The sequence below is a fragment of the Paenibacillus sp. HJGM_3 genome (genome assembly GCF_045062745.1).
GTDB lineage: Bacteria > Bacillota > Bacilli > Paenibacillales > NBRC-103111 > Paenibacillus_AA.
Window position 1 is genome coordinate 67,473 of the sequence record NZ_JBJGED010000010.1, and the last position, 14,321, is coordinate 81,793.

General features: G+C 60.6%; 14 protein-coding genes. 13 read left to right on the forward strand and 1 reads right to left on the reverse strand.

What is annotated here, in order from left to right:
- Positions 1-94 precede the first annotated feature (94 nt).
- Genes ACI5FR_RS13215 through fosB form a run of 3 tightly spaced genes read left to right on the forward strand, consistent with a single transcriptional unit; the run spans position 95 to position 1,931 of the window.
- Positions 95-415: a hypothetical protein gene (locus ACI5FR_RS13215; protein ID WP_405454990.1), complete on the forward strand. Its 321-nt coding sequence runs from the start codon at positions 95-97 to the stop codon at positions 413-415.
- Between the two features lie 26 nt (positions 416-441).
- Positions 442-1,503 carry a M20/M25/M40 family metallo-hydrolase gene (locus ACI5FR_RS13220; RefSeq protein ID WP_405454991.1) on the forward strand — a complete coding sequence of 354 codons (1,062 nt, stop codon included), beginning with the start codon at positions 442-444 and terminating at the stop codon, positions 1,501-1,503.
- Between the two features lie 2 nt (positions 1,504-1,505).
- Positions 1,506-1,931 (forward strand): metallothiol transferase FosB, encoded by a 426-nt coding sequence (gene fosB, locus ACI5FR_RS13225; RefSeq protein WP_405454992.1) that lies wholly within the window; start codon positions 1,506-1,508, stop codon positions 1,929-1,931.
- Between the two features lie 75 nt (positions 1,932-2,006).
- Here the strand turns inward: fosB and ACI5FR_RS13230 are convergent, their stop codons facing one another.
- A complete protein-coding gene (locus ACI5FR_RS13230) occupies positions 2,007-3,311 on the reverse strand; it encodes a Gfo/Idh/MocA family protein (RefSeq protein ID WP_405454993.1) in 1,305 nt (434 codons plus the stop codon).
- Between the two features lie 156 nt (positions 3,312-3,467).
- On the opposite strand from ACI5FR_RS13230, the gene ACI5FR_RS13235 reads away from it, so the two are divergent.
- The 10 genes from ACI5FR_RS13235 to ACI5FR_RS13280 all read left to right on the forward strand — a co-directional run bounded on the left by ACI5FR_RS13235 (position 3,468) and on the right by ACI5FR_RS13280 (position 14,317).
- Entirely contained in the window at positions 3,468-4,322 is an 855-nt protein-coding gene (locus ACI5FR_RS13235; protein WP_405454994.1) for a helix-turn-helix domain-containing protein, read from the forward strand.
- A gap of 658 nt (positions 4,323-4,980) precedes the next feature.
- Positions 4,981-6,138 (forward strand): serine hydrolase domain-containing protein, encoded by a 1,158-nt coding sequence (locus ACI5FR_RS13240; protein WP_405454995.1) that lies wholly within the window; start codon positions 4,981-4,983, stop codon positions 6,136-6,138.
- 156 nt (positions 6,139-6,294) lie between these two features.
- Positions 6,295-7,311, forward strand: coding sequence for an NAD-dependent epimerase/dehydratase family protein (locus ACI5FR_RS13245; protein WP_405454996.1), 1,017 nt, complete (start codon positions 6,295-6,297; stop codon positions 7,309-7,311).
- A gap of 3 nt (positions 7,312-7,314) precedes the next feature.
- Positions 7,315-8,379, forward strand: a complete 1,065-nt coding sequence (locus ACI5FR_RS13250) for a dihydrodipicolinate synthase family protein (protein WP_405454997.1) — start codon at positions 7,315-7,317, stop codon at positions 8,377-8,379.
- A 160-nt stretch (positions 8,380-8,539) separates the two neighbouring features.
- Positions 8,540-9,220: an L-serine ammonia-lyase, iron-sulfur-dependent subunit beta gene (gene sdaAB / locus ACI5FR_RS13255; RefSeq protein WP_405454998.1), complete on the forward strand. Its 681-nt coding sequence runs from the start codon at positions 8,540-8,542 to the stop codon at positions 9,218-9,220.
- A complete protein-coding gene (gene sdaAA / locus ACI5FR_RS13260; protein ID WP_405454999.1) occupies positions 9,217-10,137 on the forward strand; it encodes an L-serine ammonia-lyase, iron-sulfur-dependent, subunit alpha in 921 nt (306 codons plus the stop codon). The genes sdaAB and sdaAA overlap by 4 nt, the downstream gene beginning before the upstream one ends.
- A 38-nt stretch (positions 10,138-10,175) precedes the next feature.
- Positions 10,176-11,384, forward strand: a complete 1,209-nt coding sequence (locus ACI5FR_RS13265; RefSeq protein ID WP_405455000.1) for a M20 metallopeptidase family protein — start codon at positions 10,176-10,178, stop codon at positions 11,382-11,384.
- Between the two features lie 85 nt (positions 11,385-11,469).
- On the forward strand, positions 11,470-12,819 hold the full coding sequence (locus tag ACI5FR_RS13270) for a helix-turn-helix domain-containing protein (protein ID WP_405455001.1): 1,350 nt from the start codon (positions 11,470-11,472) through the stop codon (positions 12,817-12,819).
- A 31-nt stretch (positions 12,820-12,850) separates the two neighbouring features.
- Complete coding sequence (locus ACI5FR_RS13275) at positions 12,851-13,756, forward strand: Gfo/Idh/MocA family protein (protein ID WP_405455002.1); 906 nt, start codon at positions 12,851-12,853, stop codon at positions 13,754-13,756.
- Positions 13,757-13,774: 18 nt separating this feature from the next.
- Positions 13,775-14,317, forward strand: coding sequence for a GNAT family N-acetyltransferase (locus ACI5FR_RS13280; protein ID WP_405455003.1), 543 nt, complete (start codon positions 13,775-13,777; stop codon positions 14,315-14,317).
- Positions 14,318-14,321: the final 4 nt, after the last annotated feature.

The window sequence follows — 14,321 nt, forward strand, 5'->3', positions numbered from 1 at the left end:
GCTGTGCGGCTTTTTCTATTTATGCAGCCGGTTTACTTCGGCATGCCATACTGTTATAATAGGAACAAATGTTCCTATTATCGAGGTGATGTACATGGTGATTGCGGATGAAACCGTCAGCGGGAAGGAGACGATTCTGCACCGGTTGGCCGCCTACATTTCCAAGCAAATCGCGGAGTGCGAGAAGTGCAACGAGCGGGAATTCACGTTCCTGGCGGTGACCGGTCATGATTTTGCTCTGCCGCGCGTATACAATGTGCTGGAGCAGTTTTATATTCCCGACAGCTGGCGCGAGGAGATTGCCGCACATCTCCGGTGCGGCTGCTGCGGGCGATCCCTGAGGCTCGACCACCGCGTAATGATGAAGGACGGGTTGGAAAAGCAGCCGCAAAACCGCTATGATGGAGGGGAATGAACGGTCAGCGAAAGGAAGGCAAACCCATGGACCCTAAACCCAAACAATGGCTGCTCGACCTGTTGAGCACCCCTTCGCCCTCGGGGCAGGAATGGATGCTGCAGCGCAAGTGGAAGGACTACATAACCCCCTATGCTCATGAAGTGCGGACCGATCTGGCGGGCAACGTCATCGGGATCCTGAATCCGGATGCGCCCTTCAAGGTGCTTCTCGCCGGCCACTGCGACGAGATCGGCTTGATCGTCAGCCGGATCGACGACCAAGGCTTCGTCTACATCGATGCGCTGGGCGGGATCAGCCCGAAGCTGGCCGTCGGCATGAAGGTGACGATTCTGGGCTACGGCGGCACCGTCACCGGCGTCATCGGCGCGAATGCGCAGCACCATGGCGGGCTGAAGGAGAATTTCGAGTTCTCCGACATCTGCATTGACTGCGGGGCTACGAGCAAGGAGGAGCTGGCTGATCTCATCCAGGTCGGCGATCTCGCCGTGTACAAGCGCGAGCCCGAACTGCTGCGGAACGACCGGCTAAGCGGTCGGGGGCTCGATAACCGCACCGGCGCGTTCATCGTGGCGGAGACGCTGCGGCGCGCCGCCGAGCGGGGCGTGACGGTGGGCGTCTATGCTGCCAGCACCGTCAACGAGGAGACGAACATGGGCGGCGCTTATTTCGCCGCGGCCGGCCTCGCGCCGACGATCGCGCTGGCGATGGACGTGACGTTCGCGACCGATTATCCGGGCGCGACGACGAAGCACGAGGTCGTCCGCCTGGACGGAGGACCGGTGCTCGCCAAGGGCGCGCCGATCAACCGCAAGCTGAATCGGCTGCTGGAGCAGGCCGCGGCGCGTCGGAGCATCCCGCTGCAGTACGAGCTGACCCCGCGCAACACGGGCACGGATGCGGACAAGATGCGCTATACGGGCGCCGGGGTGCCGATCTCGCTCGTCTCGCTGCCGCTGCGCTACATGCATGCACCGGTGGAGACCGTGAGCCTGCGGGACATCGAGCTCGAGATCGAGCTGCTCGTCGACTTCCTCGTGCATCTGACGGGGAACGAGAACTTGAGTCCGCTGGACGACGAGCTGTAAGCATGCAAATCCAAGGCCTCAATCATTTGCTGTTCTCCGTATCGGATCTCGAGGCTTCCATACAGTTCTATGAAACGGTGCTGGGAGCGAAGCTTTTGGTGAAGGGGAGGAGCTTGGCCTACTTCGATTTGAACGGAATCTGGCTGGCCTTGAACACGGAGAAGGACATTCCGCGAACGGAAATTCACCGGTCCTATACGCATATCGCGTTCTCTGTCCTAGATGAGGAGTTCTACCGATGGGTGCAGAGGCTGGAAGAGTGCGGCGCCGCGATCCTCGAAGGCCGAGCGAGAGAGGAGCGCGACCGGCGATCCGTCTACTTCACGGATCCGGACGGCCACAAATTCGAGCTCCATACGGGCACCCTGAGGGATCGGCTCGAGTACTACAAGTCGGAGAAGACGCACATGGTGTTTTACGACGATTAAATAATAAACAAGCGGCGGTATGGATATGGGTTTTGAGCCCCAACTCCAATATCGCCGCTTCTTCTTTCTAACGCCTTAACCGCGCACCAAGGTCGGAGCCCCCAGCACCTCGTCGATCCGGATCGGCCGATTCTCCTTCACCGACCGCCATACCGCTTCGCCCGTCGAGATCGAGTACGCGCCGTCCGAAGAGCCGGACAAAATCGGATATGTCCGGTATGGATCCGGTCCGAGGAACACGTCTTCTAGCAGTACCGGGTCGCCGCCGCCATGGCCGCCTTCACGCTGCACGACGTGAATCGTTTCCTTGGAGCCGAACAACGGGATGTAGTCGATAGTCTGGATCGGCGTCGGGAACGGAATCCGTTCCGGGGCATGGTATTCTTGTGTTTCGATCCGCCCCTTCGTGCCGTTGATTGCCAACCGGTAGCCCTCGTACGGCAGGGAGAAATTGACCGAATAGCTGAGCAGCGCGCCCTGATCGTACCGCACGGTGGCCGTATACGTATCCTCGATGTCGATCTTCGAATCGTAGATACACATATCTGGACTGTAGTTCGTGTACGGCTTCACCTTGCTGACGTTGTCCATGATGCCGATATGGTCGTCCTTCACCTGCAGGTCCCGGCTGCGGCTATGCCAGCGGGAATAGTACGTACAGTCTCGCTTCACATCGCATGTTTGGCAGTGCCGGCCGTCTTCCTTCTTCGGATTCAGCTCGCCCTCCGCCCCGTAATAATTCAACGCGCCATAGGCGAAAGCTTCGACCGGCTTCTGACCGGTCCACCAGTTGACCAGGTCGAAATGGTGCGAGCTCTTGTGAATCGACAGCCCGCCGGAATACTGGCGCATGCGGTTCCATCGCTGGAAATAGCTCGATCCATGGAATGTGTCGATGTACCAATTCAAGTCGATGGACGTGATGCGGCCGATCCGTCCTTCCAGGATCAATTCCTTGATTCGGGTATGGACAGGCGTGTACCGGTAGTTGAATGTGACCGTCACTTTGCCTTTGCTGTTCGCTTCCGCGTCGAGGATCGCCCGGCAATCCGCGCCAGTCGTGGCCATCGGCTTCTCGCAGACGGCGTCCAGGTCGTGCTCCAGAGCCTGAATAATATAGCGAGCGTGCGTATCGTCGCGGCTCGCAACCAGAATGACGTCCGGGCGTGTCTCGGCGACCATGCGGTCGAAGTCGTCCGGGGCGTAGCCTGGGATGTGTCCATGATCCGGGTGTTTCTGACGGAACACCTCGAACCGGGCGGGATCGACGTCCAGCAGCGCGACCAGCTCGGCCTGCTCGGAGAAGGTCGTCAGCATCGGCTTCAGGAACATGTGGATCGCCCGGTTGCTCACTCCGCACACGGCGTATCGTTTTCTCATCGGGGCACCTCGCAATTGGAAGATTTGCCTCTATCGTATTCCATAAAAGTGTCAGGATTCTACTGCATTCTTGCTACTTTCCGAAAAAGTTTGCATATCTTGCTCTGAATCCTCTAAGATGTGGTGAAGGGGATAGTAAATAGGGGGCGGGAACGGATGAAGCGGGTGACGGAGGAGGATTTTATCATCGAGCGCGTCAAGCGAACGAAGCCCTCCACGATGGCGAAGTATCACTATCATGAGGACTATGAAATCTACTATTTGCTCGGTGGAGAACGTACGTATTATATCGAAAATCGAAGCTATGATTTGAAGAAGGGCTGTCTGCTGTTCATCAGCAAAAACGACATCCACAAAACCGTAGACAGAGCTGGACCGGAGCATGAGCGGATGCTGGTGTACGTAAAGGACAGCTACGTGGAAGCATGCGGCGGGGCGGATCAGTATGCGTTTCTTATGACGCCGTTTCACGGAACGACCAAAATGCTGGAGCTTCCGATGGCGGAGCAGAGCTATGTGGAGCAGCTGCTGTTCCAGCTGGAGCAGGAGTACGCCGAAGCGGACCGGCCCGGTCGAGATGCGAGCATCGGGGCGTTGCTGGTGCAGCTGCTGGTCTTCGCCGCGCGGAGAATGGCGGAGCAGCCGGCGAGGCCGAGCCCGGGCGGGGCGGGAGACGCCAAATTCGCCGAGATTATCGCCTATTGCAATGAGCAATACGACAAACCTTTGCGGTTGGACACGATCGCGAGCCGTTTTTATATCAGCCCCTATCATTTCGCGCGTTTGTTCAAGAAGAAGACCGGCTTCACCTTCACGGAATACTTGAATACGGTCCGGATTCGGGAGGCGCAGCGGCTCATTCGGGAGACGCGTCACAAAATCATTCAGGTCGCCGGGCTCGTCGGCTTCGCGAACGTGTCTCACTTCAACCGGAAATTCAAAGAGGTAACCGGCATGTCCCCGTTGGAATACCGGAAGATGGTGAAGCGGCCGGCCGCCTTGGTGGATTGAAGCTAGATAAATGGTGGAGGCTGGTGCGAGCGGAGGTTTATGGGGATTATCTCGACGGCATCGCCCAGAATGGCGTAGACGACCATAAGATAGAGGCCTGAGGCGATAGCCCCTAAGCCCAGGAAATACATATATTGGATCAAAGTCATGGGGTTCATGCAGAATTGAACCTCCGTCATCAAAATTCTAGCAAAGTTCCTTGGTTGAACCTTGCTATGTATAAAGCGGATGAGGTAACATAAGAATAGAGAGTAAGAACCGAGTCGCCACTCGGTTCCCGCACAACACTTGGATGGGCAACCTCCAAAATAATGCCTCATGAAAATAACCCGTGTCCCTGGCGCTAACCTAGGCGGGTTATTTTCGTTTCAGGTAAGTAAGCAAAGCGAGGAGAAACATTCCTAGCATGATTACTTCCGATGTCGAAAACGACATAGGCCTCACCTCCTTCCGGAGGCAGCCTATCCCACCCAAGCTCAGTTGTACAAGTCATATTTTACCACAGGTCACTTTGTAGGTGACTTTTTTGTTTGCCGTGGCAGTGGAATGGACTTAGAAAAGGTAGAAAATGTTGTGGCGCGATGCCTGCCAGTTTGCGGTTATACTAGACTTAAGGTACTAGACTAAAGCAAGTATAAAAGTAGAGGAGAACGAACTTATGACCAAGCCTGAATACACCCGCTCGGAGGGACTCGAACACGCCGAGGCGATGGGCCTCGACCCACACCGGCTGCATCGGGCGTTCGCCTGCCTGGACCGCGACATCGAGGCCGGCATCACGCCTGGCGGGATCGCCGTGATCGGGCGCCGTGGCCGCACGATCACGTACATGGCCGGGAGCGCGGGGACGAGCGACCGGCCGCCGGTGCCCGTACAGCCGGACACGCTGTACGATTGCGCTTCGCTGACGAAGGTCGTCGTCACGCTGCCGCTCGTCCTGCAGCTGCTCGAGCAAGGCCGGCTGCGGCTGGACGATCCGGTGGCGGCGACCTTCCCCGCCTTCGCCGAGGCGGAGCCGCAGAAGGCGGCGGTGACGATCCGCCACCTGCTCACCCATACGGCCGGACTGCGGCCGTATATGAACCTGCACGCGCACGGCTGGACGCGCGACGAGATCGTCGCGCGCGTCCTCGCCGAGCCGCTCCAGCACGAGCCCGGCGCCCAAGTCGTCTACAGCGACTTGGGCTACATCGTGCTCGGCGAGCTGGCCGCGCGCGCGCACGGCCTGCCGCTGGCGGAAGCCGCCCAGCGGCACATCCTGCAGCCGCTCGGCATGCGCGCGAGCGGCTACCGCCCGCTGCCGCCTGCAGGCGCCCCAGCGCCGGCGGCTGCGCCAAGCCTGATCGCGCCCACCGAGTGGGACGCGGCGGCGCAAGCGTTCCGCATCGGCGCGGTGCACGATGAGAACGCCTACGCCATGGGCGGTGTAAGCGGCCATGCGGGGCTGTTCGCCACGGCGGACGACCTATCGCGCTACGCCGCGATGTGGCTGGGCGCGGGCGCCGCGCCGGACGGCACGCGCGTGCTGGCGCCCGCCACAGTGCGGGCCGCCGTGCGCAGCCACACGGGCGCGCTCAGCCCCGGCCATCGCGGCCTCGGCTGGGTGCTGGCGGGCGATCCGTTCGACGCCTCCGGCGACCTGCTCTCCCGTGCCGCCTACGGACACACCGGCTTCACCGGCACGAGCCTGTATGTTGATCCGGAGCTCGAGCTCACCATCGTGCTGCTGACGAACCGGGTCCATTATGGACGCGAGAAATCCGTCGCGAGTCTGCGCGCCCGCTTCCACAACGCGGTCGCGGGAAGCTTGATCTAGACTGGAATTATGGCGGAATTTCCGCCGGATTTACAGACCATTTTGAGACATTTTACGCCCGGATTTATGGACCCTTTATAGACTTGTCTCTAATTTCACCCATCCTTTAAGATAGAGACAGGAACACGAAAATTTCACGTTTTGAAGGGAGCACTTATGAAAACGATTAGTGAACTGGAAGCCAAATTGGCGGAGCCCTCAGAGGCGCTCGTCCGGGACATTGCCGCAATTGATGGGGATATCATGCTGCTGGGCATCGGCGGAAAGATGGGCCCGAGCCTTGCTCGTCTCGCTCAGAACGCGCTGAAGCAAGCCGGCGTTAGCAAGAAGATTTACGGCGCGTCCCGCTTCTCCGACAAAGAGCTGAAAGCCGAATTGGAAGCGGACGGGATCGAGACGATCGCAGTGGACCTGCTGAACGACAACCAGCTCCAGCAGCTCCCTGACGTGAAGAACGTGATTTATATGGCCGGCAACAAGTTCGGCACGACGGGCAACGAGCATTTCACATGGGCGATGAATTCGTACCTGCCCGGCCGCGTAGCCGAGAAATATCGCAATTCGCGCATCGTCGTTTTCTCTACTGGTAATGTTTACCCGCTGACCCCGGTTTATTCGGGCGGGGCGACGGAGAGCACGCCTCCGGGGGCGAACGGCGAGTACGGCATGTCTTGCCTCGGCCGGGAGCGCGTGTTCGAAAGCTTTTCCCACAAATATCAAATCCCGATGGCCATCTATCGGTTGAATTATGCGATTGACCTGCGGTACGGGGTCTTGCTCGAGATGGCGAGATCCGTCAAGAGCGGCCAGCCGATCGACGTCACGATGGGGCATGCGAATGTCGTGTGGCAAGGCGACGCCAACGAGTGGGCGATCCGCTGCTTGAATGTGTGCAGCACGCCTCCGGCGGTATTCAATATGTCCGGTCCGGAGACGGTCTCGCTTCGTTGGGTGGCCCAAGAGTTCGCGAAGCGTTTCGGCGTGGAAGCGAATATCGTCGGCCAGGAAGCCGACACCGCGCTGCTCAGCAACTGCTCGAAGGCACACAAAACGTTCGGTTATCCTCGCGTCAGCCTGCTTCAGATGATCGACTGGATCGCCGAGTGGGTGCTCATCGACGGCAAGACTTGGAACAAGCCGACTCACTTCCAGGAAAGAGAGGGGAAATATTAAGCCATGGCACGCAAACCTTTGAGCTCCGAGCAAGTGAAGGCGCTGCACGACGGGCTCGTCATTCCGGCCCAGCCGCTCGCCCTGACCGAAGACCGCAAGCTGGATGAGCGTCACCAACGGGCGCTGACCCGCTACTATATCGCCGCCGGCGCCGGCGGTGTCGCAGTAGGGGTGCACTCGACGCAGTTCGAGATCCGCGAGCCTCAATTCAATCTGTATGAGCCGGTGCTGAAGCTCGCCGCCGAAGAGGTGGATCGGGCGAACCTGGATCGTCCTTTTCTGAAAATCGCCGGGATTTGCGGGCCGACCGAGCAAGCGCTCAAGGAAGCGGCCACCGCCGTGCGCCTCGGCTATGATGCCGGTCTCGTCAGCATGGGCGGGCTGAAGGAATGGACGGAAGAGCAGCACCTGGAGCGCATCCGCGCCGTTGCCGAAGTGATCAACGTCGTCGGCTTCTACCTGCAGCCTTCGGTAGGCGGCCGGATCTTCAGCTTCAACTTCTGGCGCCAGCTCGCCGAGATCGAGGGCGTGGTCGCGATCAAGATCGCGCCGTTCAACCGCTACCAGACGATCGACGTCGTCCGTGCGGTATGCTACTCGAGCCGTCGCGAAGAGATCGCTTTGTATACGGGCAATGACGACAATATCGTCAATGACCTGCTCACGACTTACCGGTTCCAAGTGGACGGCAAGACCGTGGAGAAGAAGATCGTAGGCGGTCTGCTCGGCCACTGGTGCGTCTGGACGAAGAAGGCGGTCGAGCTGCTGGAAGAAGTGAAGCAAGTCCGGAATGACGCTACGCTGTCTGCCGAGTGGCTGACCCGCAACATCGAAGTGACCGAGACGAATGCGGCGTTCTTCGATCCGGCCCATAATTTCGCGGGCTGCATCCCGGGCATTCACGAGGTGCTGCGCCGTCAAGGGCTCATGCTGGGCACTTGGTGCCTCAATCCGCACGAGGTGCTGTCGCCGGGACAATCCGAGGAGATCGACCGGATGTACGCCGATTATCCTCACCTGAACGACGACGATTTCGTAAAAGCGAACTTGAGCGAATGGCTGAAGTAGAGGCCTGAGCGGTAGCAGACGGACAGTGAACGATTCATGCTGTCCGTTTATCGCGTCCAGTGCCGGGCTCCAGCCGCACTAGCTGCCGCTAGATTAATCCAATCGGGAATGATTGGCATACTATACAATGTGAGAGCAAGAGAAGACGAGGGGATCACGGATGCGTTTCAAAGATGTGTTTTCGATTATCGGCCCGGCTATGGTCGGTCCTTCCAGCTCGCATACGGCGGGCGCCGTCCGCATCGGCCGGGTGGCCCGGCACGTACTGGGCGAGCTGCCGGAGGAAGCGCAAATCCTGTTGTACGGTTCGTTCGCCGATACGTATCAAGGCCATGGGACGGACCTGGCGATCGTAGGCGGGCTGCTCGATTTCGACACAGACGATCCGCGTATTCCGAACTCGATCGGCATTGCCGAGTCGCTCGGCGTCTCCATCGAGTTCCGTCCAGGCAAAGGCCAGTTTCCCCACCCGAATACGGCGAAGCTTATCGTACGGGCCGGAGAGCGGGAAGCCGCCGTCGTCGGCGCCTCGATCGGAGGAGGCAATATCGAGGTGCTGGGCGTCAACGATTTTGACGTGAAATTCACCGCGATGTACCCGACGCTCGTGATCTTCCACGAGGACCGTCCGGGCATGATCGCAGAATTTACGAGGCTGCTGAGCCGGGACAGCGTCAATATCGGACATATGTCCGTCGACCGCAAAGGCCGCAGCGGTGAAGCGGTTACGGTAATCGATGTGGACGGGACGATCACCGGCCAGCTGATCGCCGAGATCGAGCAGCTGCCGACCGTCCGCGAAGTGAGGAAAGTCGATCTCACGGAAGGGAGCACGCCATGAGGTTTCGTACACTGAAGCAGCTGGTGCAGCTATGCGAGCAGGAAGGCAAGTCGATTGGCCAGATGATGCTGGCGGAACAAGCCCGGGAGTCGGGCCGGTCGGAGGCGCAGGAATTCGCCAAGATGGCGGATTATTACCAGATTATGAAGGAAGCGGTCCGCAAAGGGCTGACTGAGGATACGACCTCGCGCAGCGGGCTGACCGGCCGGGACGCTCAGCGGGTTATGAGCTACATGGAAGCGAATGAGGCCGCTGTAGGCGAAGTGGCGTGTGAAGCGATGGCGAACGCGCTGGCGGTGTCGGAGGTCAACGCCTCGATGGGCCGCGTCATCGCCACCCCGACCGCCGGCTCATGCGGCATCATCCCCGGCGTGTTCGTCAGCAGCCAGAAGCGGTTCGGCTGGGACGACGACAAGCTCGTGATGGGGCTGTTCGCGGCCGGCGCGATCGGCTATGTCATTGCCAACAATTCGTTCGTGTCCGGCGCGGAAGGCGGCTGCCAGGCGGAGGTCGGTTCGGCGATCGGCATGGCGGCCGGCGCGATGGTCGAGCTGCGCGGCGGAACGCCGGGACAGGCGGCGCATGCCGTCGGCCTGGCGCTGAAGAACACGCTCGGCCTCATTTGCGACCCGGTCGGCGGGCTCGTCGAGATTCCTTGCATCGTCCGCAACGGCTTCGGCGCGGTGAACGCCCTGGCGGCGGCGGATATGGCGCTCGCAGGCGTCCGCAGCGTGATCCCTTCCGACGAGGTGATCCAGGTGATGCTCGAGGTCGGCAGCGCGATGCCGGAATCCCACCGGGAGACGGCGAAGGGCGGCTTGGCGCAAACTCCGACCGGCAAGGAAATTATGAATCAGCTGTATCGCAAAGGCAAAAGTAAATCGGCGAGCGGGCAGGAACCGACGCCATCGGCTTAGAATGATAATTAGCAAGAACACGAAGGTAGGTGAGACGTATGTCTGCAGCAAGTTCCAGTTCTTCCGCCGTATTCGAAGGCTTGTTGGACGCGGGCCGGCAATTGGAGTCAGAATTGGTCGCCTTTCGCCGCGATCTGCACCGTAATCCGGAGCTTAGCCTTCAGGAATCCGAGACCGCAGCCAAGGTGGCGGCGGAGCTCCGGGCGCTCGGCTACGAGGTGCGCACCGGCATGGGCGCGCATGGGATGATCGCCGACCTGATCGGCCCTGTCGCCGGACCTACCGTCGCGCTGAGGGCCGATATGGATGCGCTGCCGATCCAAGAGGAGACGGGCTTGCCGTTCGCCTCGGAGAAGGCCGGCGTGATGCACGCCTGCGGGCATGACGCGCACACGACGATGCTGCTCGGTGCGGCGCGTCTGCTCGCGGAGCAGAAGGACAAGCTCCGCGGCCGCGTGCGTTTCATCTTTCAGTCTGCCGAGGAGATCAATGCCGGCGCACGGCTGATGGTGGAGGCCGGCGTGCTGGACGGCGTGGACGAGATCTACGGCCTGCATAACCTCCCTACGCTCGCCGCCGGCAAGGTCGCCACCCGCTTCGGCTCGCTGATGGGCTCGGTCGATCGGATCGACATCGCGCTGGAAGGCAAGGGCGGTCACGGCGCCATCCCGGACCAGACGATCGACCCGGTCGTCGCGGGCTCCGCGATCGTCATGGGCCTGCAGACGGCGGTGAGCCGGGAGATCTCCCCGTTCTCGCCGGTCGTCGTCACGATCGGCAAGCTGCACGCCGGGGATGCGTACAACGTCATCCCGCATCGGGCGGAGCTGACGGGCACGATCCGGACGTTCCACCCGGATGTCCAACGCACGATGCAAGAGCGAATCGAGCGGCTGGCCGGTTCCATCGCTGAGGCGTACCGTTGCAAGGCGAAGGTCACGTATACCGAGATGTCTCCGGTGCTGGTCAGCACCGATGCGTGCGTCGCGCATGTGGAGCAGGTGACGGATGCCCTGATCGGCCGGGACAACCGGGTGGAGGCGGCTCCGACGCTCGCCGGCGAAGACTTCGCAATCTACCTGCAGCAAGTGCCGGGCTGCTTCTTCTGGCTCGGCTCGGGTCCGCAGGAGGGCGCGGAGCAAGCGTTCGGGCTGCACCATCCGAAGTTCACGCTGCATGAGGAATGCTTGCCGCTCGGCGCCTCCCTGCTCGCTGCCGTGGCGCTGAAGCGGTTGAGCGCCGGTTAAGCGAGGGACGCTCAGCGAGCTTGCGCCGAGCAAGCCTGCGTACGGGCGGCGAGATGGCGATCACACTCACTCTTGGAGGCGGACCATGCCGGATTCGAACAACTCAGAAACGAAAGGGATCGCGATAGGCATTATCGGTCCCGAAGAGCTTGTGGAAAAAATGAATCATTGTCTCAAGGGATTCCCTTCGTTCGATCCGGTCTCCAGGGTGTACCGGCAGGAGGAGGAAGCGCCCGAGCTGGCTCGCGAGCTGATGGATCAGGAGCAAGTCGAGGTGCTGCTCTTCTCCGGCCCGGTGCCGTACCGGCTGGCCGTGGAGAAGGTCAATTTCCGCATCCCGGCTCACTACGTGCCGCTCACCGGCTCAGGGCTCTATCGGGCGTTGTTCCGCATGGAGAAGCGGCATGGTCTACAGAACATGTCGGTCGACACGATCTCCCGGCAAGTCGTAGAGCGCGCTTATCGGGAACTGGGAGAGACCCCGGGCATGCTGGAATATTCGAACGGGGCGGAATTCGTGAGCTGGCAAAGTCTGCTCGCCTTCCACGAGGAGCTGTTTCGCAGCGGCAAGACCCAAGCGGTGCTGACCGGTGTAGGCTCAATCGCCGCCGCCTTGACGGAGCTGGGTATCCCGAACGAGTGGATGCAGCCGACCGAGCAGGACATCATCGTCTCGCTGGAGCGCTCGCTTCTGTCGACCGAGACACGCCGCAGCAAGGAATCGCAGATCGTCGTCGGCTTCATCCATGTGGACGATTTCGAGCGCGTCGCGAACAAGCGCTCTTCCGAGCACGAGGTGCAGCGGCTGAAGCTGGACATTCATCGGATGCTGCTCGGTTATGTGGAGTCGCTGGACGGGCATCTCACCCACCTGGGCGGGAACGAGTATTTGTTCATTACGACGCGCGGCATCTTCGAGCGTGAGACGTACGGCTACAAGTCGATCCCGCTCGCCCGTATCGTCGAGAAGTATTACGGCCTGAGCCTCAGCATCGGCATCGGCTTCGGCCGGTCGGCCAACGAGGCGGGGACGCATGCGCGGCTCGCGCTGCGCAATTCGAAGGAGACGGGCGGCGACATCTGCTTCATCGTCCGCGAGGACAAGAGTGTGATCGGGCCGCTGGAGATGACCCATCCGCACGAGTACGACCTGTCGCTCATCGACGCGACGCTGCTGAAGCGGGCCGAGGAGGCGGGGCTTACGTCCGGCTACATGAGCAAGCTCGTCGCCCATGTTACGCGCTTCGGCAAGATCGACTATACGGCGCAGGACTTGGCGTCCGTACTGGGCGTGACGGTGCGGAGCACGCACCGGTTCCTGCTCGCCTGGCTCGACAGCGGGCTGATCGAGATTATCGGGGAAGAGAAGGGCAAGTCCAAGGGCAGGCCGAAGCAAATTTACCGCCTGTCATTCCTGAACGAACTGGTACGATAAAACGTTTCGAAACGCGGAGGAGGAGTTTAAAATGTCGAACACGATCAAAATCGGGATTATCGGGCTGGATACTTCCCATGTCACGGCGTTTACCCAGCTGCTGAACGATGCCAGTCATCAGTACCATGTGCCTGGAGGGAAAGTGGTCGTCGCTTATCCCGGAGGCTCGCCGGACTTCGAACTGAGCATCTCGCGGGTGGAAGGATTCACGAACACGCTGCGCGACACTTACGGCGCGCAAATCGTCGATTCTGTGGAAGCGGTTGCGGAATTGTCCGACGCTATTTTGCTGGAATCCGTAGACGGTCGCGTGCATCTGGAGCAGTTCGCCAAGATCGCTCCGTTCGGCAAGCCGGTGTACATCGACAAGCCGCTCGCGATTACGTCCGAAGACGCGCGTCAGATCGCGGCACTCGCCGCTAAGCACAACGTCCCGGTCATGAGCACGTCGGCGCTCCGCTATGCGGAAGGGCTGCTGGAGGTGCTCGCGGATACGGAGAATGGCGGCATCCTCGGCGTGGATACGTTCGGGCCGATGGCGATCCAGCCTACGCAGCGCGGCTTTTTCTGGTACGGTATCCATTCCGTGGAGATGCTGTATGCGGCCTTCGGCAAAGGCTGCGAGAGCGTCACGGTGACCACGAACGACGACCACGATATTATCGTCGGCCGCTGGGCGGACGGACGGCTCGGGACGGTTCGCGGCAACCGCAGAGGCAACAACAAGTTCGGAGCGATGGTGCACCGCGAGAAGGCCACGCAATACGTCGACGTATACTCCAATCCGAAGCCGTACTACGCGAGCTTGCTCGAGCGCATCATGGTGCTGTTCGGCGAGCGGAAGGCGGCGATCGACTTCTCCGAGACGCTGGAGCTCGTGCGCTTCATCGAAGCGGCGAACGAGAGCCGGGAGACCGGCGCTACCGTGAAGCTGTAGGGAGCGTAGGGGACCCTGATGAAACACATCTCGCTAGCCATGCAGCGCGAGCATTTGCACGATATTCCTGAAGCGGCTTTGCCGGAAGGCTACCGGATAAGTCTGTACCAGCCTGGCGACGAGCACTTCTGGGCCGATATCGAGACGCGGGCGGGCGAGTTCCGTGAACGGGAAGCCGCCCTGGAGCATTTCCAGCGCGAGTATGGCCCGCACATAGACGAAGTGAAGCAGCGCTGTCTGTTCCTGTTCGACCCCGAGGGCAACGCCATAGGGACTGCTACGGCGTGGCGCGGCGATACGTTCGGCGAGCCCCAGGGCCGTATTCACTGGGTCGGCATCGTACCCGAGGCGCAGGGCAGGAAGCTCGCGAAGCCGCTTCTCTCGGCCGCCTTGCGCGTGCTGGCGGAGCTGGGGCACACGAGCGCCTACCTGACGACCCAGACGACGAGCTGGCGGGCAGTGAATCTGTATTTGAACTACGGCTTCGTGCCGCATCGGAACAGTCCTTCCTGTGACGAAGGCTGGACGCTCATCGAGCAGCAGCTAGGCCGAAACGACTAAAACT